Below are 22156 nucleotides of genomic sequence, written 5' to 3' on the forward strand. Positions count from 1 at the left end.
GGGATGGGATCAGTGGTGGTCGGCCTCGACGAGGCGGCCGCGCAGCGAGTTGGGCAGCGCTTCGTAGATTTCCACCTCGGCGAACTGGCCGATCAGGCGGGGGTTGTCGCAGCTGAAGTTGACCACCCGGTTGTTCGCCGTGCGGCCCTGCAGCTGGCCAGGGTCGCGCTTGGAGTAGTCGGTGACCAGCACGCGCTGCACGGTGCCGACCATGCGTCGGCTGATCTCGAAGCCCTGTTGTTGCAGGCGCGCGTTGAGGATCAGCAGGCGCTGCTTCTTCACTTCTTCCGGAGTGTCGTCCGCGAGGTCCGAGGCCGGGGTGCCCGGGCGCGGGCTGTAGATGAAGACGAAGGAGTAGTCGAAGCCGACTTCCTCGACCAGCTTCATGGTCTGCTCGAAGTCCTTGTCGGTCTCGCCGGGGAAGCCGACGATGAAGTCCGAGCTGATGCAGATGTCCGGCGCCGCGGCCTTGAGCTTGCGGATGCGCGACTTGTATTCGAGCGCCGTGTGGTTGCGCTTCATCGCGGCCAGTACGCGGTCCGAGCCGGACTGCACTGGCAGGTGGACGAACGGCACCAGCTGCGGCACTTCGGCATGGGCGGCGATCAGCGCGTCGCTGAACTCCAGCGGGTGCGAGGTGGTGTAGCGGATGCGCTCGATGCCATCGACCTCGGCGACCACGCGGATCAGTTCGGCGAAGTCGGCGACGCGGCCGTCGTGGGTGGCGCCGCGGTAGCCGTTGACGTTCTGCCCAAGCAGGGTGACTTCCTTGACGCCGTTCTCGGCGAGGTGGATGACCTCGGCGAGCACGTCGTCGAACGGCCGGCTGACTTCCTCGCCGCGGGTGTAGGGCACCACGCAGAAGCTGCAGTACTTGCTGCAGCCTTCCATCACCGAGACGAAGGCGCTGGGGCCATCGACGCGCGGTTCGGGCAGGCGGTCGAACTTCTCGATTTCCGGGAAGGACACGTCCACCTGCGGTTTGCGGGTGGCGCGCGCGGCGTCGATCATTTCCGGCAGGCGGTGCAGGGTCTGCGGGCCGAAGACCACGTCGACGTACGGTGCGCGTTCGCGGATGGCGGCGCCTTCCTGGCTGGCCACGCAACCGCCGACGCCGATCACCAGCTCCGGCTTCTGCTGCTTGAGGGTGCGCCAGGCACCCAGCTCGGAGAAGACCTTCTCCTGGGCTTTTTCGCGGATCGAGCAGGTATTGAGCAGGATGACGTCGGCTTCTTCGGCCTTCTCGGTCAATTCCAGAGCGTGCTGTTCGCCCAGCAGGTCGGCCATGCGCGAGCTGTCGTACTCGTTCATCTGGCAACCGTGGGTCTGAATGAAAAGCTTCTTGGCCATGCGCGTTCGTCGGGTAAATCGAATTGGACCGCGGATTATAGAGGCGCGCAGGGCCGGTTCCTAGGGCTGCGCGCCGGCCGGCCGTGCTATGATGCGCGCCCTTTTTCGCAAAGCCGTCATCTGCCGTTCATGAACAAGCGCGAGAACCCGATCTACAAGGTCGTCTTCCTCAACCAGGGCCAGGTGTACGAGATGTACGCCAAGCAGATCTTCCAAAGCGAGCTGTGGGGCTTCCTGGAGATCGAGGAATTCGTCTTCGGCGAGCGCACCCAGGTGGTCGTCGATCCCAGCGAGGAAAAGCTCAAGGCGCAGTTCGAGGGTGTGATCCGCAGCTTCGTGCCGATGCACGCGATCATCCGCATCGACGAGGTCGAGCGTCTGGGTACCGCGAAGATCATGGAAGCCAAGGGTGGCGGCAACGTCATGCCGTTCCCGGTGCCGATGCCGGACAAGAGCTGATATCGCGAAATGTAGGAGCAGACCTTGTCCGCGATTCGCGCAAGAGTTGCGCTCCTACAGGCGCCGGATGCCGTCAGGGCAGCGGCGAGAACGGCGAGTTGCCGGCGGTCTGCAGTTCGATCAGGTAGTTGCGGAAAATCTGCCCGAGCACCTTGGAGGCGATGTCCAGCTCGTCCTTGCTCATCTGCTCGGCGACCAGGTCGGCGGTGTCCATGGCGTCTTCGGCGCCGTTGACCGCGGCCATCTTCAGCACGATATAAGCCTGGATGTTGTTCGCCTTGACCCCTTCGCCACGGTAGAACATGGTCCCCAGCCGCCATTGGGCCTGGGCCTGTCCTTGCAGCGAGGCTTTCTCGTACCAGCGCAGGGCAGCCTGGAAGTCACGCGGGGTGTGTTCGCCGGTGTAGTAGTACTCGCCCAGTTCGAATTGCGCTTCGGCGTCGCCGCCGTTGGCGATCTGCTGGCAGCTGGCCAGTGCCTGCTGCTGTTGCTCGGGCACGGTGTCGAGCGTGCAGCGGCCAGTCGCCGGAACCAGCAGCGAGTTGCCACCCGCCTGCGCCAGCAGGGGCGAGAGGAGCAACAGGCTGCCCAGCATCAGGGCGCGACCGGAGCGGAACATGGGGAGAAGCAGCCTCCAGAATCGGGGCGGGCGCTTGGCCCGGCCGGCGGAAACGTGCCGGCCCGCACATTATGAAATAAGCGGGCGCTTCCTTACAAAGTCTTTACGGTGTTTTTCGCGGATTCGTTGCTTTGCGACGGAACTTTTTTCGCTCGGCATAACGTGGGGATCAATTTCGGGAAGGGGTTGGCCGCGGCGAGCGCCGCGGCCGGAGGGGCTTACTTGAGGGCGGCGAAGGCGCGCTCGGCGGCGTCCAGGGTCAGTTTCAGCTCGGTTTCGCCGTGGGCGATCGAGGTGAAACCGGCTTCGTAGGCGCTCGGCGCGAGGTACACGCCGCCTTCCAGCATCAGGTGGAAGAAGCGGTTGAAGCGCGCGGCGTCGCTGGCCATCACGTCGGCGAAGGTGACGATGTCGTCCGCGCCGCTGAAATACAGGCCGAACATGGCGCCGGCCTGGGTGGTGACGAACGGTACGCCGGCGGCATCGGCGCGCTCCTGCAGGCCTTGCAGCATGCGGCTGGTGTAGGCGCTCAGCTCGTCGTGGAAGCCCGGGCGGCTGATCAGCTTCAGGGTGGTCAGGCCGGCGGCCATGGCCAGCGGGTTACCGGACAGGGTGCCGGCCTGGTAGACCGGGCCGAGCGGGGCGATGCGCTCCATGATCTCGCGCTTGCCACCGAAGGCGCCCACCGGCATGCCGCCACCGACGATCTTGCCGAAGGTCGACAGGTCCGGCGTCACGCCGTAGTACGCCTGGGCACCGCCGAGGGCGACGCGGAAACCGGTCATCACTTCGTCGAAGATCAGCACCACGCCGTGCTGGTCGCACAGGCGGCGCAGGCCTTCGAGGAAGCCCGGCGCCGGCGGCACGCAGTTCATGTTGCCGGCTACCGGCTCGACGATGATGCAGGCCACGCTCTGGCCCACTTCGGCGAGGCTCCGCTCGACGGCGGACAGGTCGTTGAACGGCAGGGTCAGGGTGTGTTTGGCGAAGTCCGCCGGCACCCCGGCCGAGCTCGGTACGCCCTGGGTCAGCAGGCCGGAACCGGCTTTCACCAGCAGGCTGTCGGAGTGGCCGTGGTAGCAGCCCTCGAACTTGATGATCGCGTCTCGGCCGGTGTAGCCACGGGCCAGGCGGATGGCGCTCATGGTCGCCTCGGTGCCGGAGCTGACCATGCGCACCAGGTCCATCGACGGCACCAGCGAGCAGACCAGGTCGGCCATTTCCACTTCCAGCGCGGTCGGCGCGCCGTAGGACAGGCCGTGATCCAGTTGCTTGCGCACGGCGTCGAGCACGTCCGGATGGCTGTGGCCGAGGATCATCGGGCCCCAGGAGCCGACGTAGTCGACGTAGCGCTTGTCGTCTTCGTCCACCACGTAGGCGCCTTCCGCGTGCTTGAAGAACAGCGGAGTGCCGCCGACGCTCTTGAAGGCGCGGACCGGCGAGTTGACGCCGCCGGGGATGTGCTTCTGGGCGTTGGCGAAGAGGGTTTCGGAGCGAGACATGGCGACCTCTCTAGGATGCTGGATTCAGGCGCCGCCGGGGTGGCGGCCGCCGCGGGGAATGGGCTTAGAACAGTGCGCTGAAGGCGCGCGCGCGGCGCTCCACTTCGGCCGGGGTGTCGGCGGCGAAGAGGGCGTTGATCACCGACAGCAGGTCGGCGCCGCGGCTGATCAGTTCGGGGGCGTTGTCCAGGGTCACGCCGCCGATGGCCACCAGCGGCACGCCGGGGAAGCGGGCGCAGGCCTGCTCCAGCAGTTCCGGAGTAGCTTCGGAGGCGCCGGGCTTGGTCAGCGAATTGAAAAAGCGTCCGAAGGCGACGTAGTCGGCGCCCTCGGCGACGGCTTGCGCGGCCAGCTCCAGGCTGCCGTGGCAGGTGGCGCCGATGATCGCCTTGCGGCCGAGCAGGGCGCGCGCGGCGGCCAGCGAGCCGTCGGTCTGCCCCAGGTGCACGCTGACGCCCAGGCGCGCGGCCAGTTCGGCATCGTCGTTGATGATCAGCTCGGCGCCGTGGCGTTCGCAGAGCTCGCGTAGGGCTTCGGCCTCGCGCAGGCGGCGCGACTCGTCGGTGGTCTTGTCGCGGTACTGCAGCAGGCGCGCGCCACCGCGCAGGGCGGCCTCGACGTAGGGCAGCAGGCGGCCGTCGGCGAGCAGCTTGCTGTCGGTGATGGCGTAGAGTCCGCGGAGTTTCATGGGTGCCTCGGCAGGTGAATCAGGAGCAGAAGTCCAGCGGCAGCCGGCGCGGGATGTACTGGCCGTGGCCGGGGGCCTCGGCATCGCGCAGGGTGCGCCAGGTGTAGTCGAGCGCGCTGCGCACGGCGCTGGACAGTTCCTCGCCCAGGGCCAGGCGGCCGGAGAGGGCGCTGGCCAGGGTGCAGCCGGAGCCGTGGTAGCTGCCCGGCAGGCGCTGGCAGGTGAAGCTGTGCTGGCTGCCGTCGCGGGAGTACAGGCGGTTGTGCACTTGCGACTCGTCGCCGTGGCCGCCGGTGATCAGCAGGTGCTGGATGAACGGCAGCAGCTTCTCGGCGCACTCGTCGGCGCTGCCGTTGGGCAGTTCGGCGAGGATCCGCGCTTCGGGCAGGTTCGGCGTGGCGATGGTGGCCACCGGGAACAGGCGCTCGCGGATTGCGTAGCCGACCTCGTCCTTGCCCAGGGCGCCGCCGCCGCCGGCGCGCAGCACCGGGTCGCAGACCAGCGGCACGCCGGGCAGCGACTGCATGATTTCGAGGACGGTCTCGACCATCTCCACCGAGCCGAGCATGCCGAGTTTCACGGCGGCCACCGGCAGATCGGCGATCACCGCGCGGGCCTGGGCCAGCACCCACTCGCGGTCGAGCACGCGGAAGTCGGAAACGTCGACGGTATCCTGAACGGTCAGCGCGGTGACGGTCGGCGCCGCGTGGCAGCCTTGCGCGATCAGGGCTTCGATATCGGCCTGCAGGCCGGCACCGCCACTGGGGTCGTGGCCGGACAGGCAGAGCACTACGGGACGGGAGGTGGGCGTTTTCATGGCGCGGGAGCTTACCACTAAACCGCTGCAGACGCCGCCGCGCCACTCCATGCCGTTCATATTGGCGTGCTAGAGTTCGGCGATTCGAAATAACGTCCACAAGGCGCGCCAACACCGGGAGATGGGGCTCCCCGGCGCGACCGAAAGGGACACTGCGGGGCGACATGCGGCACTGGCTGATCCTATTCCTGTTGATTCTCTCGCCGCTGGCGGGCGCGGTGACTTTCAACGAGCACACCGATCGCTTGCCGCTGGGGCATGCCATCGATGTCTTCGAGGACGTGCGCGGCACCGCGGACATCAACGACATCACTTCGGCGGCGCTCGACGGCAGCTTCCGCCAGCACCAGCGTGACGTGCTCAATGCCGGCTACTCGCGGTCAGTGTTCTGGCTGCGCCTGGACCTGGACTATCGTCCCCTGGCCTCCACCGATCCGGCGCACTGGCTGCTCGAGCTGGCCTATCCGCCGCTGGACCACCTGGACCTCTACCTGCCCGGCGCCGACGGCAAGTACCACCTGGCGCAGCGCACCGGCGACACCCTGCCGTTCTCCAGCCGGCCGATCAGCCTGACCAACTACCTGTTCGACCTGAAGCTCGAGCCGGGCAAGCCGATGCGCGTCTACCTGCGCCTGGAAAGCCAGGGCTCGATCCAGGCGCCGCTGACGCTCTGGTCGCCCAAGGCCTACATGGAGAACCTGCCGGGCAACGTCTACGTGCTGGGGATCATCTACGGCGTGCTGCTGGTGATGATGATCTACAACCTGTTCATCTTCCTCAGCGTCCGCGACACCAGCTACCTCTACTACATCCTCTATATCGCCTCGTTCGGCCTCTACCAGATATCGGTGAACGGCGCCGGCATCGAGTACTTCTGGCCGGACAACCCCTGGTGGGCCAACGCCGCGACGCCCTTCCTGATCGGTTCGGCCGCGCTCTTCGGCTGCCAGTTCGCGCGCAGCTTCCTGCATACCCGCGAACACAGCCCGTGGATCGACCGCACCCTGCTGCTGCTGATGGCGGTGGGCGCGCTGGTGATGGTGCTGGCGCTCTCGGCGAGCTACGCCATCGCGCTACGCCTGGCCACCTACCTGGCGCTGGCCTTCGTCGTGGTGATCTTCAGCGCCGGCATCCTCGCCTGGCTGCGCGGCATGCGCGTGGCGCGCTATTTCATCTTCGCCTGGACCGCCTTCTGAGAGGGGGTGAGATATTCCAGAGGGGCGGAGCGCGATAATTGCGGGACTAGCAGGGATGGGGTGGCATGTATCGGTACGGGAGAATGAAAAAGAGTTTCCAGGAGTGAAACGGCGCCCGGCTCAGTCGGCCGGGTCGCCCAGGTCCATCTTCAGCTGGTTCTTGTCGACCTTCTGCCGCTGGTACTTCCGCATCACCGAATAGATGAAGCTCTCCGTGATGCCGAACTCGCGGACCAACTCGTCCGCGTTGGTTCCGTCGTAGCGCTCTATGATATGTGCCTCCAACCGCTTCCGCGCCAGGTCATCCTTCGCCGGGAAAGCAAAGGTGATGCCGGCCCACCGGCGGTGAAGCTGGAAGGCCAGCTCTTCCGCTTCGGCGGTCGCCTTATCCACCGGAATGCCGTGGCGCTTCAGCGAGCCGACGACCAGTTCCGCCAGCTCGGCGAGCATGTTGTTGCGGCGGCGGATCTGCTGCGAGCGGATCTTCATTTCCCCTCCTTTATCTCCCGAGCTTCAACCGCGGCGCTTAGAGCATCCACCAGCGCCCTGAGAATCTGACGCTGGCGCTGCCATCCCTTCGGTAGCTGTTCCAATCCAGCAGCCTGTTCTGGATGCTCGATGCCGAGGCGTTGGCATAGGCGATCCACCTCGGCCAGCAAGTGCCGTTTCTCCTGCTCTACATCCAGCGCCGCGATCAGGCCGGTCAACTGGTCGGGTTTACGGAGCCAGGCAACCTTCTGGACTTTGTACATCTGCCGTGCGAGCGCATCGGCGTAGGCCCAGGGCAACTTCATGTCAGCGAGCTGCGCTTCGATCTTGGTAATCAGCAAGGGCATCGCTGGAGAGGCGAAGTTGTGCGGCTTGCCGGCGGACTTAGACGACGGCCGGGGCTTCCAGCCCAAGCGCTTGAACTCGTCCAGGAGTTTCTCGGCCTGCCGCTGGCTGAGGTCCTTCGCCGATGCCTTCCCGAACATGCCCTGGAGCTTCTGGCGATATACATCCTCGGCCAGGCCGAGTTGCTGGCGGGCGATATGGATCTTGCTGAGCAGTGCTTTCGCGAGTGCCATTACTTGGGCTCCTCGCCGATCTGCAGGAACTTGCTGCGATCAGCATTGAGCAGCTCCATGGCCTTCACCTCGACCTTGGCCGATTCGATGATCACAGATCCGACCTGCGCGACCGCCTTCGCTCTCTCGATATCCAGCGGCTCATCCCTATCCAACAGCCCTTCGAGAGTGGCGAAGAGGTGGTTACGGAGGTCTTCAACTTTGTTTTTCATGCTCGATCTCCCGAATGGTGCGTTTGAGCCGGCCGACTGCGCGAATCGCGTCTTTGAGCTCTGGCGGGTAGCGATGAATGGTGTTGCGCCGCATACGCTCGGCGCGGGTGATGAGTTCGAGGTTGTCCAGGACGATGTTCTGCTTGTTGCCGTCCCGGAAGCACAGGCAATGGCCCTCTGGTACCGGGCCGTAATGCTCTTCCCATAGCAGGGTATGGGCCGCGATCCAGTCCCTGGGGGGATAGCCGGTATCGGTAACCTTGCGCTGCAGGTAACCGTCCTTGCTGACCCTGTGACTACCGATGGGCAGCCAGTTGCCCGGCTTATTGCCGGGCCTGAACTGGGTTTCAGCCATGCGTCCCGTCGAAGGTGATCCCTTGCGGCCCTTGTTCCACGGGGTGATCCCCTTGGCGAAGCGGTACTGAACACCCTGCGAGCCATCCAGGCGCCGCGACAGCGGCCCTTCGAGGAACGCCGCCGACTTGCTGAGGCTGAGCTGCTTTGCCTTGCCATAGACCATGCGAACAGAGCGGCCGAGATCTGCGGCAATGACTTCAGTGGGCTCGTCGGCATACCGCCGACGGAGCTGCTCTACCTCATCGTCAGACCAGGCCTTGCGATTCCGGCATGCCTGACGATGACGCATCCGGCGATGCGCTCGGTCAAGGGCCTCCTGGGCAAGCTGGCTGAGGACCGCGGCCATGTCAGTCCTCCTCGACCGGATCGTTGCGAGTGATCTGCAGAGGGAACTCGCCGAACCAATGCTTGGCGATCATCAGCCCCGAGCGGAAGCCCTTCAGCTTCTCGCCAGTCAGGATGATGGGATCGTCTTCGCCAAGGTGGATCTCGGCGTCCTTGGGCATGCCCAGCACCTGCTCGATGTTGCCCATCTTGTTCTGGTGCCAGGTGACCAGCAGCTCGGCCACGCGCTTCAACTCGGTGTTCGAGCAGAAATCCTCCAACATCTCGCGCAGCTCGGCTTTGGCCTCCTCTGCGATCTCCAGGGCATCCCCCTGATCGAACCGGCCGCCAACCAGGGACCAAGCACTAGCGAAGACCTGGGCCTGCTCCATGATGGTGTCAACGCTGACAGTGGTATCGGTCATGTCACACCACCGCGATGTTGAGGTTGATGGGCTCGTAGCGTCCGGTGCTGCCTACGCGCTTGTAGACGCGGATGTAGACAGCCTTGCCGTTCACCTGGATGGCATCTTTCAAGGCAACCATTGCGGTCTTCCAGTCGCTGTCATCGATCTCCAGCCGCAGCAGGCCGAGGATGTCGCTGGTCTTGATCTGTCCGTTGCGCCCCGCGCTGAAGGCCCGGTCTACTAGGACACGAAGGTGTGGATTGGCGTCAGCGCTCCATTTGCGGATACAGACGTCGATCAGTTCCTTGGCTGCAAGCACCTCATCGGTGAAGGTGACGCGATCGGCATAGTTCCGCTCGATCTTGTACTGGCCGTCGTAGGTGAAGATGGAGACGTTGCCCTTCTCACCGCCGAGCGTGACACCGTACTTCTCGCCGGAAATGCGGATCAGGTCGGCGATGTCGGCCAGGGCGCGAGCCTTGAACGACGCCAGTGCGTTATGGAGCATCACAGCCTCGTCAACCAAGTCGCAGGCAACCTGATCGCGCAGCTTGTCGTGTTCTCGCACCTGGTGCTCGGGCACCAGGTGGCCGGCAGCGTTCATGACAAAGCCGGCCGGGATATGGATGGACGGGGTTTGTTGTTTCTCAGTCATGGCTCGGCTCCAGTAGTTCACGTTCGATGGCGCGGTCGATCACACCGATCGCCGCCAGGGTGAGCGCGCCGGCTTTCACCAGGTTCTTGCGCGCGTCGAGGCTGGGCTTCCACCAGGTGGGCTCCCAGGGCCAGAGTTCGGGCACGATCTGGCTGATTTCCGGAAGGCGGTCGGGATCCCGCATCTGGCAGAAAGCCTCTTCCGCGTAGCAGGCTGCGGCGATCGCCAGCTCACCCCTGTGGTGCTCGTCGTCATGCTCCAGGGAGAAGCCTTCGACGTGGATCTGGCGGCGACGCTCCGCGAGCACATCGGCGCCGGCGGCCGAGTACTGCTCCGCCGGGGCGATTAGAGCGAGGGCATCGACGATCTTGGTGCTGAGTTCCTGGCCAGGACCACTGGGGGCCCGGCCCACATAGGGCTGGGCCTGGCGTAGCAGGTCAGCCAGGTGCATGTTGAGGATCGGGGCGTTCATCAGTGCACCTTCCTTGCGGCGGCCTTGGCAGCGCGCTGTTCCTGCAGGTTCTCGGCGTGGTAGCGCAGCTCGGCGTGCAGCTTCGCGTAGTTCTCGGCGATGAACAGGTCCAGGAGCTTCACCAGCATCTGGTTGAGACGGTTCTGGTTCACCTGCAGTTGGTAGATCTTCTGGTCCTGCCGGAACAGCTTGACCATCGCCTCTTCGGCGAGCAGCCGGACCTCTTGATCGCTGAGTTGGGCAAGATGTACCGGGGCGATCGGTACTCGAGGAGCAGCACTGTTCATTGGTCCTGCTCCTTCACCGGAGTGAGCCAGGCCACGTCGACGCCGCGGATAGTCACGACGTTGTGGGTCAACTTGCCCTCGGTGCGGTAGCGCATGCCGCGAACTTCCGAGAGGAAGTTGGTCTTGATCAGGCCGGAGTCCTCTGCGCGGATGAAGATGCGGTTGTCCTTCTCCACCAGGGCCTCGATCTCGATACCTGCCTCGCGGAGTGCACGTGTCATGGCATTGAAGGCGCCCAGGTGTTTCGCGAACTCCGGGGTCAGGTAGGTCAGCGCCGGCGCGGCCGGCTGCTGTTGGGGCTGAATGTGCTGGACGGTGCTCATGTCAGACCACCTCCCGTACAACGTCGCCGGTGACGAGCGGCTCACCGATCTGCGCCGCGAAGTTCATGGCGGCTGTGACCAGATTGGCAATGGCCAGCGGGTATAGCTGGCTCGTCTTGTCTCGGCCGCTGGTGCTCAAGCGCTCGATCAGCGCTTGCACGCCAGTGCTGTCGATGACATCGCTGAGGTTCTTTTCGGCACGGCTGAAGCGATGCACGAGGTGCGCCTCGACCAGGTTGACCGGAAGCGGCTCCAGCTTGGTGATTTCAATGCGTTGGGCTACCTCACGCACGTCGGCATTGCGCGGCGACAGCTTCATCGCCAGCTCCGGCTGGCCGATCAGGATGATGCTGATCAGTTTGGTGAAGCCGTCTTCCAGCTCGCGGTAGCGCTTCAGGTGCTTCAGGGTCGGAATCGAGAGGCTGTGCGCCTCCTCGATGATGAGCAGGTGGCGTTGGCCCGATGCGTAGCTGGCTTTCAGCGCCTCATAGACCTGGCCGAATCGTTCTTCCGGGCTGGACTTCGTCTTCTCCAGCGGGGCCACGCGCTTCATGATGGCTTGCGCGATGTGGCTCGACTTCAGGGTCTTGCCCTTCACGTCGTTGTCCTCCGAGCCCAGGACAAAGGGACGGATGACGATGACTGGCATGCCTTCCTTCTTCAGGCGCTCGGTCAAGGCCTGGCGTAGGCTCGACTTGCCAGAGCCAGACTCGCCGATCACCGCGAGGAAGCCGTCATTCTTCGCCACTTGGTACATCGACTCGCGGACGTAGAGCATGTCGGGGGTGACATACATGTCGTCGGCCGAGCGCAGGTCGTCGAAGGGATTGGCATACAGCTGGAAAGCACGCTTGGTCTCTGGCAGCAGAGGTTGTTTTGCCATTAGCATCGGTTCGCACTCCTGGTCGTTCTCGTTTACTTGGTCGTTTACGGCTTCGGTCGGGGTTGCAGGGGCCTCGGCGTTGGCGCGCCGGGGCTCCATCTCTTCTTCCAGCGCAGCGATGTCGCCATCGTTCGCGCCGTGTTCGTAAAGAAAGTCCGCGATGCGCCCGAACAGGCGCGCCTTGTCGATGGACTTCGGCCAATGGCCGTGGTTGATGATCTGGGCGATGGTCGCCGGCGAGACTTCTGCGGCGCGCGCCAGGTCGCGCTGATTCTTTTTGACGGTGCTGAGTACTTCCTTCAGGTGCTGCATCAGTGAGTCCCTCCCACGATGCGCAGGCCGGGACGAACCGGGGCCTGCAGCTGCTGGACGATGGCGTCGAGCTGGTCCTCGAGCACGCCATCGGGGTAGTTGGACTTGAGCCAGACCATCGACTCGGCGGTCCAGGAAGATCCCATCCGCGCACGCAGCGCCTTGGCGGCCGCAGGGTGGCTCATGGGCTTGATCTCGACGGTGGCCACCGTCACGGTGGTCTCCACCTCAGTGCCGCGCTTCGGCAGATAAGCCGGCAGCGCCGTGTCGGTCAGATGCTTGTGCGGATCGATGGCGCCGGCGAACGGCACGGCCTTCGCCTTCCGGGCCTTCTCCGCTTCGTCCTGGGTGTCGGTATCGGTCGCGATCTGCTCGAGCACCTTGCGGGCGACCTGAGCTGGCGTTTCGGCGTGACGCTTGTGCTCCTCGCCGATCATGGCCGCGGTCTCGCGGAAGCCGTGTTGATCAACGCCGATGCGCTCGACGACATACAGGACCTGGTGCCCGTCATCGTCATGGCGGATAACCTGGGCGCTTTCGGCATCACGCCATGGGTTCCTGGTCATCAGCACCTTCTCGCCCACCATCACACCCGGCACGCTGCTGACGTTGTATTCCGCACTGTTGAAAGACACGATCATCAGCGGACTGACGACGCGGGTCTGCGGCGCGCTGGTGGCCATCTCGCGGCAGATCTCGGCCGGCGGCGCGATACGCAGCTGCTGCGGAGTGATCAGCATCCACACGCCATAGCGGGTGCGGCGGTGGCGGCTATGGATCTCGGTCGCGTTGTAGGCGCGCATCCATTCGCCGACACGGGTGTTGATGTGCTCCAGGGACTCGGCTTTCTCCAGCTTCAGCCCGCTCTCGAACTCCTTCTCAACGATGTTGTGGGCCTGCTCGACCTGGCCCTTGGCGCGGGCGTTGCCGACCTCGTTGATGATCAGCTCGATGCCCAGGGCTTGGCACAGGTTGCGGAACATCGCCGACTTCATGGCCGCGCCGGGGTCGGTCATCAGCATGAAGGGCACGCCGTGGAACGGGTCCTGTTCACCGCGCTTCTGCATGGCGCAGATCAGCACGTGGCAGATGTTCTCGGCCGATTCGGAGCCCAGGACGTACTGCACGTAGATGGTGCCGCTGGTGTGGTCGGTGATGACGTAGCGCCAGAGGCGCTTGCGCTCGATCTTCTTCAGGTTCTCCGGCTTGCCGTCGTAGTACTCGGCATGGCTCATGGTCCGCGCGCCGTCGTCGTCCAGGTAGAACTGGGTGGAGATCGAGGCGTCAATCTGCCATACGTGGTTCGGGTGCTTGCTCGCCAAGCTGATGGCCGGCGCCGGAGCCAGGAGCTGCGACGGGTGCAGGTTGTTCTGATAGAGCGCGCGACTGATGGCGCTCTCCGACATGGGCTTCAGCTCGCCGGTCGACTTGACGACTGACTCGGCGCGGATCAGCCCATTGCTGCGCAGGCGGGCCACGGCCAGCTTGATCGACGAGAGCTGCTTGTTGTTGGCACGAATGCTCTCGACCAGGAGCGCCGAGATCAGCTGCAGTTCGCGCAGCGGAATCGCCGTAGATCCTGCGTCGGAGCGGCGCTTGCGGGGCTTGTCCTTCATGGTCAAGGACTCCAGTTTGCGATAGAGGGTGGCGAGGGACATGCCCAGGCGCTCGGCGGCCGCTCTGTAGATCACGGTGCGGCCGCCGGCGCCGGCCTCCAGCGCCTGCTGGTGCGCCGCCAGGATTTCCTGGGCATGGATGGGGTTCATGGGTCAGCCCTCGGCCATCTCGTCGAGGCCCAGCAGCTTGTGCCAGGTCGGCAGATCGTCGGGGTGCAACTCCGGCAGGTGGAACTCGCTGCGGATCGCCATCAGCGTCACCTCCAGGTTGCGCACCAGAGAGGCCTTGAAGGCACGATGGTCTTCGCCGGTGCGAGCGCCCAGCTCGGCCAGGTCGGTGAATGCTTTGCGCAGGGTGCCCTGCAGGCGCCCCTCGACCTCATAAGCCTCGGCGACGACCTCCTGGCGAAGCTGAATGGCTTCCTCTTCGGGCTGGACGACGATGACCTTGGGCTTCTTCGCCAGGGCGGTTTCCAGGCTGGTGATTCGGGAGCTCTTGTCGGCCAGCACGCGGTCCTTGGCTTCCAGGGAGTCACGGGACTCGCGCAATGCCTTGCGCAGCTCCTTCACGCTCATGGTGGAGATATCGTCGAGGGTCAGCTCGCCGGTTTGCCCGGTCAGCTCCAGCTCCTCCAGCTGCTCGTCATCGAGGACCAGCATCTCGAACAGCTTGGTCTGGCCGCCGATAGCTTTGGTCAACGCGGTGCTGCTACTGAGGGTGGAGAACTTCGCTGCCGACTGGATGAAGCGGCTCGCTACGTACTTGTCGATCCCCAACGAGTCCAGTCGGTCAGCGAAATTCCCGTGACCGCATGCAGCCTTGAGTACAGCAAGACCGCGCCCTACCTCCAGGCAGGCCTCAACACTGCGGCGCATGTTCGCCGCGATGTCGCGTTGAATCAGGTCGGGGTCGGTGCAGTCAGCAGGCAGCTGATACCCCAGCTGAACCGCAATGGCGCGAACGGTTGCGTCTTGTTCATTGGTCAGACGGGCGACCTGGTGCTGGTGCTCCAGGAGCGCGTCCTGGTCGAGATGCTCCGGCTCGGCTGGCGCATCAATGGTTCGGGGTTGACGGGCCATTACACAGTCCTCCATGAGGTGGATACGGCAGGTTTCATCTGGACTCCTTGGTTAGTGGTGGGCGCCGATCCGCGCCCTGAGTTCTTGGATGCGGGCTGCGCCGCGGTCGAGTTCATCTGCAGTCGCCATGGCGTACTGCAAGAAGGCGATGCCTGGGGCGAAGCGGCCGGTGTCTTCGTACCGCGTGGCGAAACCTTCTTCGATCAGCAAGTCCATGTAGCGAGTGATGTTGGCGGGGCTCTCGCCCAGCGCCTTGGCCAGCTCGGTATTGGAGAGGCCGCGCAGGGTGTGGCCACGCAGGGCCTTGAGCACGCGCAGGACACGTGCCGCGCTGCTAGTGGGTCGGGTCATGCTCGGCCCCTCGGGTAGAAGTAGTCCTTCATTTCCTCGGCGACCGCCGCGGCGATGTCTTGCAACTCGCCGACGGTCACTTCGCGCAGCGGCTTGCCCAGATCCATGACGCGTTTGGAGAACTTGATCTGCGTGGGGCCGTTCCACCCCTCCGTGTAACCACCGAAGGGCTCCAGGGCTTCCTGTACGCTCATGCATTGAGCGAGGGTTTCGGGGCTCATGGCTGCTCTCCAAGGTCAAGCTGTGGGTGGTCGTGCTGCTGCACGTTGCCGTGATGCCAGGCCAGGGATTCCAAGCCAGCGCGGATCGCTTCCAGGGTTTGATGGGCACTCTGGCGGCCACCGTAGAACGCCATCAGCGCGCCGGCGGCTTCGTGCAGTACCTGCTGCAGGCGCTGCATGTCCTCGGCCGAGCTATCGCGGCCAGTAGGGATGTCCACCAGTAGCTTGCCGTGGGCGGCGGCCAGGTAGCGGGTGATCAGGGGCTGGCCGCAGGCATGCTCCAGGGGCAGCACCAGAGAGAGCGGCAGACGGCCATCGGCCTGCCACTTGTAGAGGCTCGAACCGTTGTTCAGGGCCAAATAGTCGAAGGACAGGTGGTCAGCGCTGCGATTGCGAGTCTCGCGGGCAGCGTCCACGCATCCGCGGATGGACTCTGCTGGCGAACGTGGCACCCAGGTTTTCCAATTGCGACGGCTCATTGGAAGGCACTCCCAAGGGACGCCAAGCCGGCGTCCGAACAAATTCCCGATTCGTCTGTTGGCAACGGTTTCATCGGTCAGCCAACCTGTTCTCGTCTTTCATCAACGGAGCGGGCTATGAGCGAGCACGAACTGCGACAAGAAATCGCTGCACTGCGCGAGCAATACGAGATCGAAACTGCCGCCAGTCGTTCGGCCTTTGTGGTGCTGGTGCGCTACCTGGCCGAGGGGCAGCAGTTGCACATTGACGAGCTGTGCACTGACCTGGATGCGATGTGCATTGCCCGTCCAGAGGAGCAATGGCAGCGCAGCCTGATGGCGCTGGCTGAGGTGTTACGCGGCGTTGATGGGCGGCTTCCAGGAGGTCCTGGCTGATAACGGCAGCCTACGACGCTGTCAGCAGGCGCTTGCCGTTGGCGCGGGTGGCCTCGGGCAGCAGCTGCTCCACAGCGATACTGTTGTCGGGCAATTGCCGGGTGGCATCGGCCAGGTGCCAGGCGATGGCGGTGGCGTCGCCCGGGGCGCAGGCGATCAGTGCGTCGAGCGCGACGCGCCAGGCATCCAGCGGGTGCGGAATGAGGTCGATGTGTTCTATGGAGTTCTGCGACATAGCGGCGGGCCTCAGGCAGCTTTGGGGTCGGCTTTCAGGCCGAGGGCGACGGCGGCTTCGTGAGCGTGACCACGCAGGCCTTTCAGTCGGCCGCGCAGCAGGTCGACAACAACCATGCGATCAAGACCCATGTCGCGAGCCCAGTGGGTTTTGCAGACGCCGTGGCGGATGAACCACTCGTTGGCGCTGGTGGGCGTCTGCGGGTACGGCAGTGGTGCCGCGCTCGGAGATTTCCGGTTGCCTTTCATGGCGGGGCTCTTGTGGTAAATTGCGGTTACTGGATGTGATGGCGCATGGCTTCCATTAGCGCCTCGGTGAGTTCGTGTGGCTGGCTGGTGATGTCGAGCCGGCGGATGGAGCCCTTCTCGTGGAGCGCGGCGAGTCCGCTGGTTACGGCCCCGGCCATGCCGGCAACGAAATGGAGAGGAAGGTTCGGATCGAACTCGATACGAAGATTCAGGCTGGTCGACGGCGCGCTTGAGGTGTCGCTGGCGGCGACGCCTCGGCTCATGGCGAGCAGCAAGGAAAGAGAAAGGGCGATCCAGTCAGAGTCGCTCAGGGTTGCCTGGCCTAGCTGGCCCAGGAAGACCTGGCGGTAGTCGACGGGACGATCGCAGGCAATAGCGTTCTGCAGTTCCTGATCGAGAAGATCCTGCAGGCGTTGGATGGCAGGGTTCATGGCGTTTTCCTTCGTGGCTAGACGGGGTAATTCGCTGTGGTGTGTGGTCAATAATGGAACCATTCGGTTCCAATTGCAAGAGGAAATGAAACCGAATGGTTTCACTTGGGGAGCGCCTGCTCGAGGAACGCGTTCGCCTGGCAATGACTCAAGAGGACTTTGGGGCTTTGGCGGGGGTTACTCGGAAGACTCAGAGGCTTTACGAGTCTGGGGAGCGCGTACCGGATGCAAACTATCTGGCTGCTGTAGCGGACGCCGGGGTGGACGTGCTCTACGTGGTCGCTGGGCGTCGAGCAGAATTGCGTTCAAACGCAACTTTGCCTGTCGCTGGTGATATCAATACCGAACGCCTGGCGCGCATTGTGGAGATGCTCGAAACGTTCGCACGCAGCGCCGGAAAGCGCTGGCCGAGCGCCCAGCTCGTTGCTGTTGCTGCGGAGGTTTACAACGTCCTGCTGGACGAGCCCGCCTTGGATGAACCCAAGGTCGAAAGGATTTTGAAGTTGGTGGTGAATCGCTGAAGTCGTAGGAAAGGAGTAGTCATGCAGAGCGGGGATGATGGTCTGGCCAAGCTGGCCGAAAAGCTTCACGGAGTCCGTGACAATCTTCCAAGTGCTAGCGAAGGAACGCCGAACATGCCGGCGTCCGATATCAGGGTGAAGCGTAATAGCGGCAACATCAATTTCGGCACCCAGGTGAACATTGGCAGCACCATGTCGCAAGAGCCTCTCGCTCAGCCCCAGCGGAGGAGCCTGAACGACCGGGTGGAGGAAATCGCTGGGATCTATGGCGTTGATCCGCGGGTCGTTTGGCGGGAAGTGCTCCACACGCGATTCGGTGTCAGCAGCGTCACGGAGCTATCGAAGACCCAGTTCGTCGAGGCGTCTCAGGCGCTTGATGCCTACGAGGCTCAGCTCAAAGGGCACCTGGCGGAAAGCAAGGAGCAGAACCACGTTAAGCGCCTGGTTGCGGAAGCTCTACAGATTGCGAACGACCGAGACGTATATCCGGCCATGTCCAGGTTCTGCTCCCGCGAGTTCGGCGAGACCGTCCTGAACAATCTGAGCCCTGACCAGCTAAAGCTGGTGCTGAAGTTCCTGGAAGAGGCTGCGCCTGCGACTCCTGTCGAGCCAGAGCCTCGGGCGTCTACTGCGGCTTCAGCGTCATCTGCCTCTGTGCGAGGTGTATTTCTCGCCGAAGCCAAGGCCTTGGTTGTTCAGTATCCCGTGCACTGCGGCGCCATTGCCCTGGTGCTGATGATCTTGGGGAAGGTCGTCTAGCTGCGCACCAACACCTACATGCCAACAACAAGGGAATATCCGATGAACAAAGACGTTCGCATCGCCGCCGCTCTCCTGCTGGCAGGCTTCTCCGTCGCAGGCTGCTCCACCAAGAACTACGGTCGCCAACCTGAGCTGACCTCGTTCGAGCAGCAGACGATGAGCTGCCGCGAGATCGATCTGGAGCAAGCCAAGGTCCAAGGCTTTCTCGCCCATGTTCGCGAGGAGAGCGAGTTCGATGGCCGTTCGGTGCTGTCCTTCCTGGGCGACTTCGGCATCGGCAACATGATGGAGAAGGATGCTGCAGTGGACAGCGCCAACCAGCGTATGGCGCAGCTCAGCGCAGCGAAGATGCAGCAGGGCTGCTCGTATGCCAGTGCGGCTCCCGCTCGGCAGTACGCCGCGCCACAGGCTTATGCGCCGGCTCCTGCAGCAGCTCCGTCATCGGGATCGGTTGAGGCTCAGCTCGATGCTCTGAACCGGCAGCAGCTGCCATACGACGAGTACCAACGGCGCTACCGCGAGATCATGGGCCAATGAATGAGCAACTCCTGGTCCAGATAATTAATCGGAACTGCGGCCCTGGCTGGGAGCGCAGAAAGGCCAGAGAGCTAACAGCAGATGCAATCGTCGAGGCCTTGTGGCCATTGAACGAGCTGTTTCAGGGGAAGGTTGCAAGTATTCAGAGTCAGCCTTACCAGGCTGACTTGGAGCCCCAGGCTGATCGGGCAATCGAGCGCTACGCAGAGCATGGAAGCTGGAAGGCAGTGAGCCTGGAGGTGCGGCGTATCCTTCTGGAGCGCCACACCCAGGCCATCACGTGGTTCACCCTTGAGGGTAAGACTGCCCCTTGGAAGACATACATGAGTGTCCCGGACAATCTGCCGGCCAAGACTCTGCCAGCAGCAATACTGCTGTACTTAATTCACGGCATGTCGCTCCCTTTTCCAGTAGCGGAATCATGACGGCCTGGATGTCTTCCAGTTGCTGTGCTGCAAGCTTATGCGCATCTTGGAATGGCTTGTGCTCTGACTGAAACATCACTCACCTCGAGTTCTTGTTGATTGCTGCAGCTTGATTGCCCAAGCACTGGAATGATTTTTCGCCTCCGAAAAAGAGACCACGCGCGCGCGTGACGATGATGGTCGGGCGTCCTGCAGGAGCAGGACGACCACCACTGGCCAGGGATGGCCACCTTCGGGAGCATCGTCATGCCATCGCAGCAATCCCGGCGCCGCGCGCCGCGCATGACCAGCTGGACGCTGGTCACTCTGATCCTGCTCATCGTCCTGGCGGCCATCCGGCCTGAACAGCTCCAGGTCGTCGCCTACAAACTCCTCCTGGTCACTCTCGGTGCCGTCGCCGGCTACTGGATCGACCGCACGCTCTTCCTCGTCGAAGCTCGCCCGCATCAATGCCCTGCTGGCCCGGAGAAGATCGGCGCCTGGATTCGTCGCGCCTTGATCGTCATGGCCTGCATTCTTGGCCTGACGCTGGGGCTGTGATCATGAGGTTCCTTCGACTCCTCTGGTGGGTATGCTGCGAAGAGCCCCGCCTGCCGTTGTATGCCTTGGTCGCCATCTTCTTGATGGTCTGGAGCCTCCTGCATGGTGCGCCGGCCTGCGCTCAAGATCGCATCCCGGCCCAGGCCGAGCAGTACCACCGCACACTGGTCCGGGCTGCCCAGGCTGAATGGGGCCTATCGGCGCCGATCGCTACCTTCGCCGGGCAGATCCACCAGGAAAGCCGCTGGCGCGCTGATGCTCGTTCGCCCGTCGGCGCCCTGGGCCTTTCGCAGTTCATGCCCGGGACCGCTGAGTGGATTTCCGGCTTGTACCCGGCCGCCCTGGGCGCGAACCAGCCGTTGAACCCGGGCTGGGCCCTGCGCGCCCTGGTTGCCTACGACCGTTACCTCTACGCCCAGAACCAGGCCACCAGCGAGTGCCATCGCTGGGGATTCGTCCTGTCCGCCTACAACGGCGGCCAGGGGTGGGTGAATCGCGACCGCAGACTGGCCTCGGCATCCGGCGCCGATCAGCTGGCCTGGTTCGATTCCGTCGAGCGCTTCAACGCGGGGCGCTCGGCCGCGAACTTCCGCGAGAACCGCGACTACCCCCGCCTGATCCTGCTGCGCTACGAGCGCCTCTACACCACATGGGGCGATGGCGTATGCGCCGAGAGGTACGTGCTGTGAGCAAGATTAAGTTTGCTGATGTCCGTGCAATGTTTCGTGATCGCGACCAATGTCGCTGGTTCTGGTTCCGTGAGTGGCTGAAGGACGCCGGCGCGCCGATGCTGAAGGACGCCCTGCGGATCGTCGCGCTGTCCGTAGCGCTCTATGCCCTGGGGCTTACCTTCGGCAAGGGCTTGGCGACTGGCTTCAGCCAGAACATTCAGGTGAACGTGCGCCTGCAGGTGGCCGAATGACACGCCTCTATCTCGGCTGCCTGATGGCGCAAGCACTCACGTCGGTCGCCATGGTGGCCGCTTCCGCGAACTTCCTCACGGCCAAGGAACTGTATTGCTCGCCGGTGCCGCGCGAGCGCCACGGCAAGTCCGGCGTAGCCAAAGCCAAGCGCAAAGCGCGCCAGTACAAGCGTCGGAGGGCCCACCATGGCCGTGCTTAGCTATCTTCGCGCCGGCTGGCCCATCCTGGTCGTCGGGCTCCTCGCACTGGCCATGATCGTCAACAGCCAGGCGGCCTACGACAACGGGTTCAGGAAAGCAAAGGCCGATGGCGACGCGGCTTTGGCCCAGCTCCGCGAGCAATACGCCAACGAGCGCGCCCAAGCCGCCCAGGACAACCTGGTGCAGTACAAGCAACAGGTCACCCGCGCAGACCAGGCCGAGCAGAAGATGCTGGAAACCCAGCAGCAGCTCGCCGACGCCCAGAAACAGCTCCAGGAGCGAATCCCCCATGTCACGACCGTCTACCGGCCGGCTCCTGCAGCTGCGCCTGTTGCCATTCCTCATTGCGTGTTCACTCGCGGCTGGCTGCGCGACTTCAACCTCGCCCTCGGTGCCGGCCTGCCCGCCGCAGGAGCGGGCACCGCTGCGGCCGGCACTCAAGCAGCGACCTGGCCCGCCCCCGGTTCTGACGCCGAACTACTGGAAAGCGGCGTCAGCCCGGCTGACATCCTGGCCTTCGCCAAGGACTACGGCACCTGGGCCCGTCGCAATCTCGCGCAGCTCAATGCCCTCATCGATCAAGGGGAGTAAGGGATGAAGATCGAACTGGAGCTGTGGCAGCTGATCAGCCTGCTGCTCGCCTTCCTCGGCGGCTGCGCCGGGGGCGGCAAGCTGCTGCTGAACCAGATCCAGAAGCACCTGGACGCGCGCTTCGCCAGCCAGGACCAGGCGCGCCTGGCGAACCACGAGCAACTGTCCTATCGGCTGGGTGCCATCGAGCAAGCGGCCCGGGAAGAAACCAACCAATGGCAGCGCGTCGAGCGCGAACTGATGAGCCTGAAAGCCGACTTGCCACTTCAGTACGTGCGCCGCGAGGACTACATCCGCGGCCAGAGCGTGCTGGAGGCGAAGCTCGACGGCCTGGCCGTGAAAATCGAAAACGCGCAGCTGCGCAGCCTGATGGGAGCCAACCATGCAAACTGACATCGCCAAGATCCGCCGGGAGTCCCTGCGCTGGCTGATCCTGCTAACCCTGAACAACGCCCGGCCGGTGGGCAGCTACGAGATGCCGATCCTGTCGGTTGCTCAGAGCGAGTATCCGGACGCCACCCCGCTGGAGATCCGCCGCGAGCTGGACTACCTGAGCGATCGCGACCTGGTGAAGCTCGACAAGCAGCCTTCCGGCAAGTGGTTCGCTGACCTGACCCGCTACGGCACCGACATCGCCGAGTACACCATCGACTGCGAGCCTGGCATCGCACGTCCCGTGAAGTACTGGTGA

General features: G+C 63.9%; 36 protein-coding genes and 1 pseudogene. 14 read left to right on the top strand and 23 right to left on the bottom strand.

The window, feature by feature from the left end; all coding sequences use genetic code 11:
* Positions 1–9 precede the first annotated feature (9 nt).
* Positions 10–1350 (bottom strand): tRNA (N6-isopentenyl adenosine(37)-C2)-methylthiotransferase MiaB, encoded by a 1341-nt coding sequence (gene miaB, locus PKB_RS03620; protein WP_043249107.1) that lies wholly within the window; start codon positions 1348–1350, stop codon positions 10–12.
* A 129-nt stretch (positions 1351–1479) separates the two neighbouring features.
* On the opposite strand from miaB, the gene PKB_RS03625 reads away from it, so the two are divergent.
* Entirely contained in the window at positions 1480–1809 is a 330-nt protein-coding gene (locus PKB_RS03625; protein WP_043249109.1) for a DUF1820 family protein, read from the top strand.
* Between the two features lie 73 nt (positions 1810–1882).
* On the opposite strand, the gene PKB_RS03630 is transcribed toward PKB_RS03625, so the two are convergent.
* The 4 genes from PKB_RS03630 to PKB_RS03645 all read right to left on the bottom strand — a co-directional run bounded on the left by PKB_RS03630 (position 1883) and on the right by PKB_RS03645 (position 5435).
* Positions 1883–2428, bottom strand: coding sequence for a tetratricopeptide repeat protein (locus tag PKB_RS03630; RefSeq protein ID WP_043249111.1), 546 nt, complete (start codon positions 2426–2428; stop codon positions 1883–1885).
* Between the two features lie 218 nt (positions 2429–2646).
* Positions 2647–3930, bottom strand: a complete 1284-nt coding sequence (gene hemL, locus PKB_RS03635) for a glutamate-1-semialdehyde 2,1-aminomutase (RefSeq protein WP_043249112.1) — start codon at positions 3928–3930, stop codon at positions 2647–2649.
* Between the two features lie 64 nt (positions 3931–3994).
* Complete coding sequence (thiE, locus tag PKB_RS03640) at positions 3995–4618, bottom strand: thiamine phosphate synthase (RefSeq protein WP_043249114.1); 624 nt, start codon at positions 4616–4618, stop codon at positions 3995–3997.
* 19 nt (positions 4619–4637) lie between these two features.
* Positions 4638–5435, bottom strand: coding sequence for a hydroxymethylpyrimidine/phosphomethylpyrimidine kinase (locus PKB_RS03645; protein WP_043256871.1), 798 nt, complete (start codon positions 5433–5435; stop codon positions 4638–4640).
* Between the two features lie 164 nt (positions 5436–5599).
* Between PKB_RS03645 and PKB_RS03650 the strand changes: the two are divergent.
* Positions 5600–6628, top strand: a pseudogene (locus PKB_RS03650) (7TMR-DISM family protein); the annotation flags it as partial.
* A 123-nt stretch (positions 6629–6751) separates the two neighbouring features.
* Here the strand turns inward: PKB_RS03650 and PKB_RS03655 are convergent.
* The 15 genes from PKB_RS03655 to PKB_RS03725 are packed head-to-tail and all read right to left on the bottom strand — an operon-like array spanning position 6752 to position 15677.
* Entirely contained in the window at positions 6752–7120 is a 369-nt protein-coding gene (locus PKB_RS03655; RefSeq protein WP_043249116.1) for a Mor transcription activator family protein, read from the bottom strand.
* Positions 7117–7698 (bottom strand): regulatory protein GemA, encoded by a 582-nt coding sequence (locus PKB_RS03660; RefSeq protein WP_043249117.1) that lies wholly within the window; start codon positions 7696–7698, stop codon positions 7117–7119. The genes PKB_RS03655 and PKB_RS03660 overlap by 4 nt, the downstream gene beginning before the upstream one ends.
* The gene (locus tag PKB_RS03665; RefSeq protein WP_043249118.1) at positions 7698–7910 is read right to left on the bottom strand and encodes a hypothetical protein; all 213 of its coding nucleotides are present in this window, start codon (positions 7908–7910) and stop codon (positions 7698–7700) included. Before PKB_RS03665 ends, PKB_RS03660 begins: the two co-directional genes overlap by 1 nt.
* The gene (locus PKB_RS03670) at positions 7894–8613 is read right to left on the bottom strand and encodes an HNH endonuclease signature motif containing protein (RefSeq protein WP_043249120.1); all 720 of its coding nucleotides are present in this window, start codon (positions 8611–8613) and stop codon (positions 7894–7896) included. The genes PKB_RS03665 and PKB_RS03670 overlap by 17 nt, the downstream gene beginning before the upstream one ends.
* 1 nt (position 8614) lies before the next feature.
* On the bottom strand, positions 8615–9016 hold the full coding sequence (locus PKB_RS03675) for a hypothetical protein (protein WP_043249121.1): 402 nt from the start codon (positions 9014–9016) through the stop codon (positions 8615–8617).
* 1 nt (position 9017) lies between these two features.
* Entirely contained in the window at positions 9018–9653 is a 636-nt protein-coding gene (locus PKB_RS03680; RefSeq protein ID WP_043249122.1) for a DUF3164 family protein, read from the bottom strand.
* Positions 9646–10125 carry a hypothetical protein gene (locus tag PKB_RS03685; RefSeq protein WP_242411208.1) on the bottom strand — a complete coding sequence of 160 codons (480 nt, stop codon included), beginning with the start codon at positions 10123–10125 and terminating at the stop codon, positions 9646–9648. The genes PKB_RS03680 and PKB_RS03685 overlap by 8 nt, the downstream gene beginning before the upstream one ends.
* Positions 10125–10412, bottom strand: a complete 288-nt coding sequence (locus PKB_RS03690; protein WP_052355163.1) for a hypothetical protein — start codon at positions 10410–10412, stop codon at positions 10125–10127. Before PKB_RS03690 ends, PKB_RS03685 begins: the two co-directional genes overlap by 1 nt.
* A complete protein-coding gene (locus PKB_RS03695) occupies positions 10409–10735 on the bottom strand; it encodes a hypothetical protein (protein ID WP_043249123.1) in 327 nt (108 codons plus the stop codon). The genes PKB_RS03690 and PKB_RS03695 overlap by 4 nt, the downstream gene beginning before the upstream one ends.
* Position 10736: 1 nt before the next feature.
* Positions 10737–11930, bottom strand: coding sequence for an ExeA family protein (locus PKB_RS03700; protein WP_043249126.1), 1194 nt, complete (start codon positions 11928–11930; stop codon positions 10737–10739).
* Positions 11930–13696, bottom strand: coding sequence for a DDE-type integrase/transposase/recombinase (locus PKB_RS03705; protein ID WP_043249127.1), 1767 nt, complete (start codon positions 13694–13696; stop codon positions 11930–11932). The genes PKB_RS03700 and PKB_RS03705 overlap by 1 nt, the downstream gene beginning before the upstream one ends.
* Positions 13697–13699: 3 nt before the next feature.
* Complete coding sequence (locus PKB_RS03710) at positions 13700–14626, bottom strand: hypothetical protein (protein WP_043249129.1); 927 nt, start codon at positions 14624–14626, stop codon at positions 13700–13702.
* 51 nt (positions 14627–14677) lie between these two features.
* A complete protein-coding gene (locus tag PKB_RS03715; RefSeq protein WP_043249131.1) occupies positions 14678–14977 on the bottom strand; it encodes a helix-turn-helix domain-containing protein in 300 nt (99 codons plus the stop codon).
* Entirely contained in the window at positions 14974–15198 is a 225-nt protein-coding gene (locus PKB_RS03720) for a hypothetical protein (RefSeq protein ID WP_043249133.1), read from the bottom strand. The genes PKB_RS03715 and PKB_RS03720 overlap by 4 nt, the downstream gene beginning before the upstream one ends.
* Positions 15195–15677 carry a hypothetical protein gene (locus PKB_RS03725; protein WP_043249135.1) on the bottom strand — a complete coding sequence of 161 codons (483 nt, stop codon included), beginning with the start codon at positions 15675–15677 and terminating at the stop codon, positions 15195–15197. Before PKB_RS03725 ends, PKB_RS03720 begins: the two co-directional genes overlap by 4 nt.
* A 117-nt stretch (positions 15678–15794) precedes the next feature.
* Between PKB_RS03725 and PKB_RS03730 the strand changes: the two genes are divergently transcribed.
* Complete coding sequence (locus PKB_RS03730) at positions 15795–16052, top strand: hypothetical protein (protein ID WP_043249137.1); 258 nt, start codon at positions 15795–15797, stop codon at positions 16050–16052.
* Between the two features lie 10 nt (positions 16053–16062).
* Here the strand turns inward: PKB_RS03730 and PKB_RS03735 are convergent, their stop codons facing one another.
* The 3 genes from PKB_RS03735 to PKB_RS03745 are packed head-to-tail and all read right to left on the bottom strand — an operon-like array spanning position 16063 to position 16966.
* Positions 16063–16287: a hypothetical protein gene (locus tag PKB_RS03735; RefSeq protein WP_043249139.1), complete on the bottom strand. Its 225-nt coding sequence runs from the start codon at positions 16285–16287 to the stop codon at positions 16063–16065.
* A gap of 11 nt (positions 16288–16298) precedes the next feature.
* Complete coding sequence (locus PKB_RS03740; protein WP_043249140.1) at positions 16299–16535, bottom strand: helix-turn-helix domain-containing protein; 237 nt, start codon at positions 16533–16535, stop codon at positions 16299–16301.
* 26 nt (positions 16536–16561) lie between these two features.
* Entirely contained in the window at positions 16562–16966 is a 405-nt protein-coding gene (locus PKB_RS03745) for a hypothetical protein (protein ID WP_043249142.1), read from the bottom strand.
* A gap of 95 nt (positions 16967–17061) precedes the next feature.
* Between PKB_RS03745 and PKB_RS03750 the strand changes: the two genes are divergently transcribed.
* The 11 genes from PKB_RS03750 to PKB_RS03800 all read left to right on the top strand — a co-directional run bounded on the left by PKB_RS03750 (position 17062) and on the right by PKB_RS03800 (position 22156).
* A complete protein-coding gene (locus tag PKB_RS03750; RefSeq protein ID WP_052355164.1) occupies positions 17062–17487 on the top strand; it encodes a helix-turn-helix domain-containing protein in 426 nt (141 codons plus the stop codon).
* 21 nt (positions 17488–17508) lie between these two features.
* Positions 17509–18246, top strand: a complete 738-nt coding sequence (locus PKB_RS03755; RefSeq protein WP_043249144.1) for a hypothetical protein — start codon at positions 17509–17511, stop codon at positions 18244–18246.
* 42 nt (positions 18247–18288) lie between these two features.
* Positions 18289–18786, top strand: a complete 498-nt coding sequence (locus tag PKB_RS03760; RefSeq protein ID WP_043249146.1) for a hypothetical protein — start codon at positions 18289–18291, stop codon at positions 18784–18786.
* Positions 18783–19211 (top strand): hypothetical protein, encoded by a 429-nt coding sequence (locus tag PKB_RS03765; RefSeq protein ID WP_043249148.1) that lies wholly within the window; start codon positions 18783–18785, stop codon positions 19209–19211. The genes PKB_RS03760 and PKB_RS03765 overlap by 4 nt, the downstream gene beginning before the upstream one ends.
* A gap of 246 nt (positions 19212–19457) precedes the next feature.
* Positions 19458–19751, top strand: coding sequence for a putative holin (locus PKB_RS03770; protein WP_422613520.1), 294 nt, complete (start codon positions 19458–19460; stop codon positions 19749–19751).
* An 83-nt stretch (positions 19752–19834) separates the two neighbouring features.
* Positions 19835–20440: a transglycosylase SLT domain-containing protein gene (locus PKB_RS03775; protein ID WP_043256882.1), complete on the top strand. Its 606-nt coding sequence runs from the start codon at positions 19835–19837 to the stop codon at positions 20438–20440.
* 29 nt (positions 20441–20469) lie between these two features.
* The gene (locus PKB_RS03780) at positions 20470–20673 is read left to right on the top strand and encodes a hypothetical protein (protein WP_043249150.1); all 204 of its coding nucleotides are present in this window, start codon (positions 20470–20472) and stop codon (positions 20671–20673) included.
* On the top strand, positions 20670–20873 hold the full coding sequence (locus PKB_RS03785; protein WP_043249152.1) for a hypothetical protein: 204 nt from the start codon (positions 20670–20672) through the stop codon (positions 20871–20873). The genes PKB_RS03780 and PKB_RS03785 overlap by 4 nt, the downstream gene beginning before the upstream one ends.
* The gene (locus tag PKB_RS03790; protein WP_043249154.1) at positions 20860–21465 is read left to right on the top strand and encodes a hypothetical protein; all 606 of its coding nucleotides are present in this window, start codon (positions 20860–20862) and stop codon (positions 21463–21465) included. Before PKB_RS03785 ends, PKB_RS03790 begins: the two co-directional genes overlap by 14 nt.
* Positions 21466–21468: 3 nt before the next feature.
* Entirely contained in the window at positions 21469–21858 is a 390-nt protein-coding gene (locus tag PKB_RS03795) for a hypothetical protein (RefSeq protein ID WP_043249157.1), read from the top strand.
* Positions 21848–22156, top strand: coding sequence for a hypothetical protein (locus tag PKB_RS03800; protein WP_043249159.1), 309 nt, complete (start codon positions 21848–21850; stop codon positions 22154–22156). Before PKB_RS03795 ends, PKB_RS03800 begins: the two co-directional genes overlap by 11 nt.

Origin of the sequence: Pseudomonas knackmussii B13 (assembly GCF_000689415.1) — a bacterium.
Classification (GTDB): domain Bacteria; phylum Pseudomonadota; class Gammaproteobacteria; order Pseudomonadales; family Pseudomonadaceae; genus Pseudomonas; species Pseudomonas knackmussii.

Excerpts from the sequence above, each read along its gene's own strand:
- miaB (WP_043249107.1), bottom strand. The coding sequence starts at position 1,350 with ATGGCCAAGAAGCTTTTCATTCAGACCCACGGTTGCCAGATGAACGAG.
- PKB_RS03625 (WP_043249109.1), top strand. The coding sequence starts at position 1,480 with ATGAACAAGCGCGAGAACCCGATCTACAAGGTCGTCTTCCTCAACCAG.
- PKB_RS03630 (WP_043249111.1), bottom strand. The coding sequence starts at position 2,428 with ATGTTCCGCTCCGGTCGCGCCCTGATGCTGGGCAGCCTGTTGCTCCTC.
- hemL (WP_043249112.1), bottom strand. The coding sequence starts at position 3,930 with ATGTCTCGCTCCGAAACCCTCTTCGCCAACGCCCAGAAGCACATCCCC.
- thiE (WP_043249114.1), bottom strand. The coding sequence starts at position 4,618 with ATGAAACTCCGCGGACTCTACGCCATCACCGACAGCAAGCTGCTCGCC.
- PKB_RS03645 (WP_043256871.1), bottom strand. The coding sequence starts at position 5,435 with ATGAAAACGCCCACCTCCCGTCCCGTAGTGCTCTGCCTGTCCGGCCAC.
- PKB_RS03655 (WP_043249116.1), bottom strand. The coding sequence starts at position 7,120 with ATGAAGATCCGCTCGCAGCAGATCCGCCGCCGCAACAACATGCTCGCC.
- PKB_RS03660 (WP_043249117.1), bottom strand. The coding sequence starts at position 7,698 with ATGGCACTCGCGAAAGCACTGCTCAGCAAGATCCATATCGCCCGCCAG.
- PKB_RS03665 (WP_043249118.1), bottom strand. The coding sequence starts at position 7,910 with ATGAAAAACAAAGTTGAAGACCTCCGTAACCACCTCTTCGCCACTCTC.
- PKB_RS03670 (WP_043249120.1), bottom strand. The coding sequence starts at position 8,613 with ATGGCCGCGGTCCTCAGCCAGCTTGCCCAGGAGGCCCTTGACCGAGCG.
- PKB_RS03675 (WP_043249121.1), bottom strand. The coding sequence starts at position 9,016 with ATGACCGATACCACTGTCAGCGTTGACACCATCATGGAGCAGGCCCAG.
- PKB_RS03680 (WP_043249122.1), bottom strand. The coding sequence starts at position 9,653 with ATGACTGAGAAACAACAAACCCCGTCCATCCATATCCCGGCCGGCTTT.
- PKB_RS03685 (WP_242411208.1), bottom strand. The coding sequence starts at position 10,125 with ATGAACGCCCCGATCCTCAACATGCACCTGGCTGACCTGCTACGCCAG.
- PKB_RS03690 (WP_052355163.1), bottom strand. The coding sequence starts at position 10,412 with ATGAACAGTGCTGCTCCTCGAGTACCGATCGCCCCGGTACATCTTGCC.
- PKB_RS03695 (WP_043249123.1), bottom strand. The coding sequence starts at position 10,735 with ATGAGCACCGTCCAGCACATTCAGCCCCAACAGCAGCCGGCCGCGCCG.
- PKB_RS03700 (WP_043249126.1), bottom strand. The coding sequence starts at position 11,930 with ATGCAGCACCTGAAGGAAGTACTCAGCACCGTCAAAAAGAATCAGCGC.
- PKB_RS03705 (WP_043249127.1), bottom strand. The coding sequence starts at position 13,696 with ATGAACCCCATCCATGCCCAGGAAATCCTGGCGGCGCACCAGCAGGCG.
- PKB_RS03710 (WP_043249129.1), bottom strand. The coding sequence starts at position 14,626 with ATGGCCCGTCAACCCCGAACCATTGATGCGCCAGCCGAGCCGGAGCAT.
- PKB_RS03715 (WP_043249131.1), bottom strand. The coding sequence starts at position 14,977 with ATGACCCGACCCACTAGCAGCGCGGCACGTGTCCTGCGCGTGCTCAAG.
- PKB_RS03720 (WP_043249133.1), bottom strand. The coding sequence starts at position 15,198 with ATGAGCCCCGAAACCCTCGCTCAATGCATGAGCGTACAGGAAGCCCTG.
- PKB_RS03725 (WP_043249135.1), bottom strand. The coding sequence starts at position 15,677 with ATGAGCCGTCGCAATTGGAAAACCTGGGTGCCACGTTCGCCAGCAGAG.
- PKB_RS03730 (WP_043249137.1), top strand. The coding sequence starts at position 15,795 with ATGAGCGAGCACGAACTGCGACAAGAAATCGCTGCACTGCGCGAGCAA.
- PKB_RS03735 (WP_043249139.1), bottom strand. The coding sequence starts at position 16,287 with ATGTCGCAGAACTCCATAGAACACATCGACCTCATTCCGCACCCGCTG.
- PKB_RS03740 (WP_043249140.1), bottom strand. The coding sequence starts at position 16,535 with ATGAAAGGCAACCGGAAATCTCCGAGCGCGGCACCACTGCCGTACCCG.
- PKB_RS03745 (WP_043249142.1), bottom strand. The coding sequence starts at position 16,966 with ATGAACCCTGCCATCCAACGCCTGCAGGATCTTCTCGATCAGGAACTG.
- PKB_RS03750 (WP_052355164.1), top strand. The coding sequence starts at position 17,062 with ATGGTTTCACTTGGGGAGCGCCTGCTCGAGGAACGCGTTCGCCTGGCA.
- PKB_RS03755 (WP_043249144.1), top strand. The coding sequence starts at position 17,509 with ATGCAGAGCGGGGATGATGGTCTGGCCAAGCTGGCCGAAAAGCTTCAC.
- PKB_RS03760 (WP_043249146.1), top strand. The coding sequence starts at position 18,289 with ATGAACAAAGACGTTCGCATCGCCGCCGCTCTCCTGCTGGCAGGCTTC.
- PKB_RS03765 (WP_043249148.1), top strand. The coding sequence starts at position 18,783 with ATGAATGAGCAACTCCTGGTCCAGATAATTAATCGGAACTGCGGCCCT.
- PKB_RS03770 (WP_422613520.1), top strand. The coding sequence starts at position 19,458 with ATGCCATCGCAGCAATCCCGGCGCCGCGCGCCGCGCATGACCAGCTGG.
- PKB_RS03775 (WP_043256882.1), top strand. The coding sequence starts at position 19,835 with ATGGTCTGGAGCCTCCTGCATGGTGCGCCGGCCTGCGCTCAAGATCGC.
- PKB_RS03780 (WP_043249150.1), top strand. The coding sequence starts at position 20,470 with ATGTTTCGTGATCGCGACCAATGTCGCTGGTTCTGGTTCCGTGAGTGG.
- PKB_RS03785 (WP_043249152.1), top strand. The coding sequence starts at position 20,670 with ATGACACGCCTCTATCTCGGCTGCCTGATGGCGCAAGCACTCACGTCG.
- PKB_RS03790 (WP_043249154.1), top strand. The coding sequence starts at position 20,860 with ATGGCCGTGCTTAGCTATCTTCGCGCCGGCTGGCCCATCCTGGTCGTC.
- PKB_RS03795 (WP_043249157.1), top strand. The coding sequence starts at position 21,469 with ATGAAGATCGAACTGGAGCTGTGGCAGCTGATCAGCCTGCTGCTCGCC.
- PKB_RS03800 (WP_043249159.1), top strand. The coding sequence starts at position 21,848 with ATGCAAACTGACATCGCCAAGATCCGCCGGGAGTCCCTGCGCTGGCTG.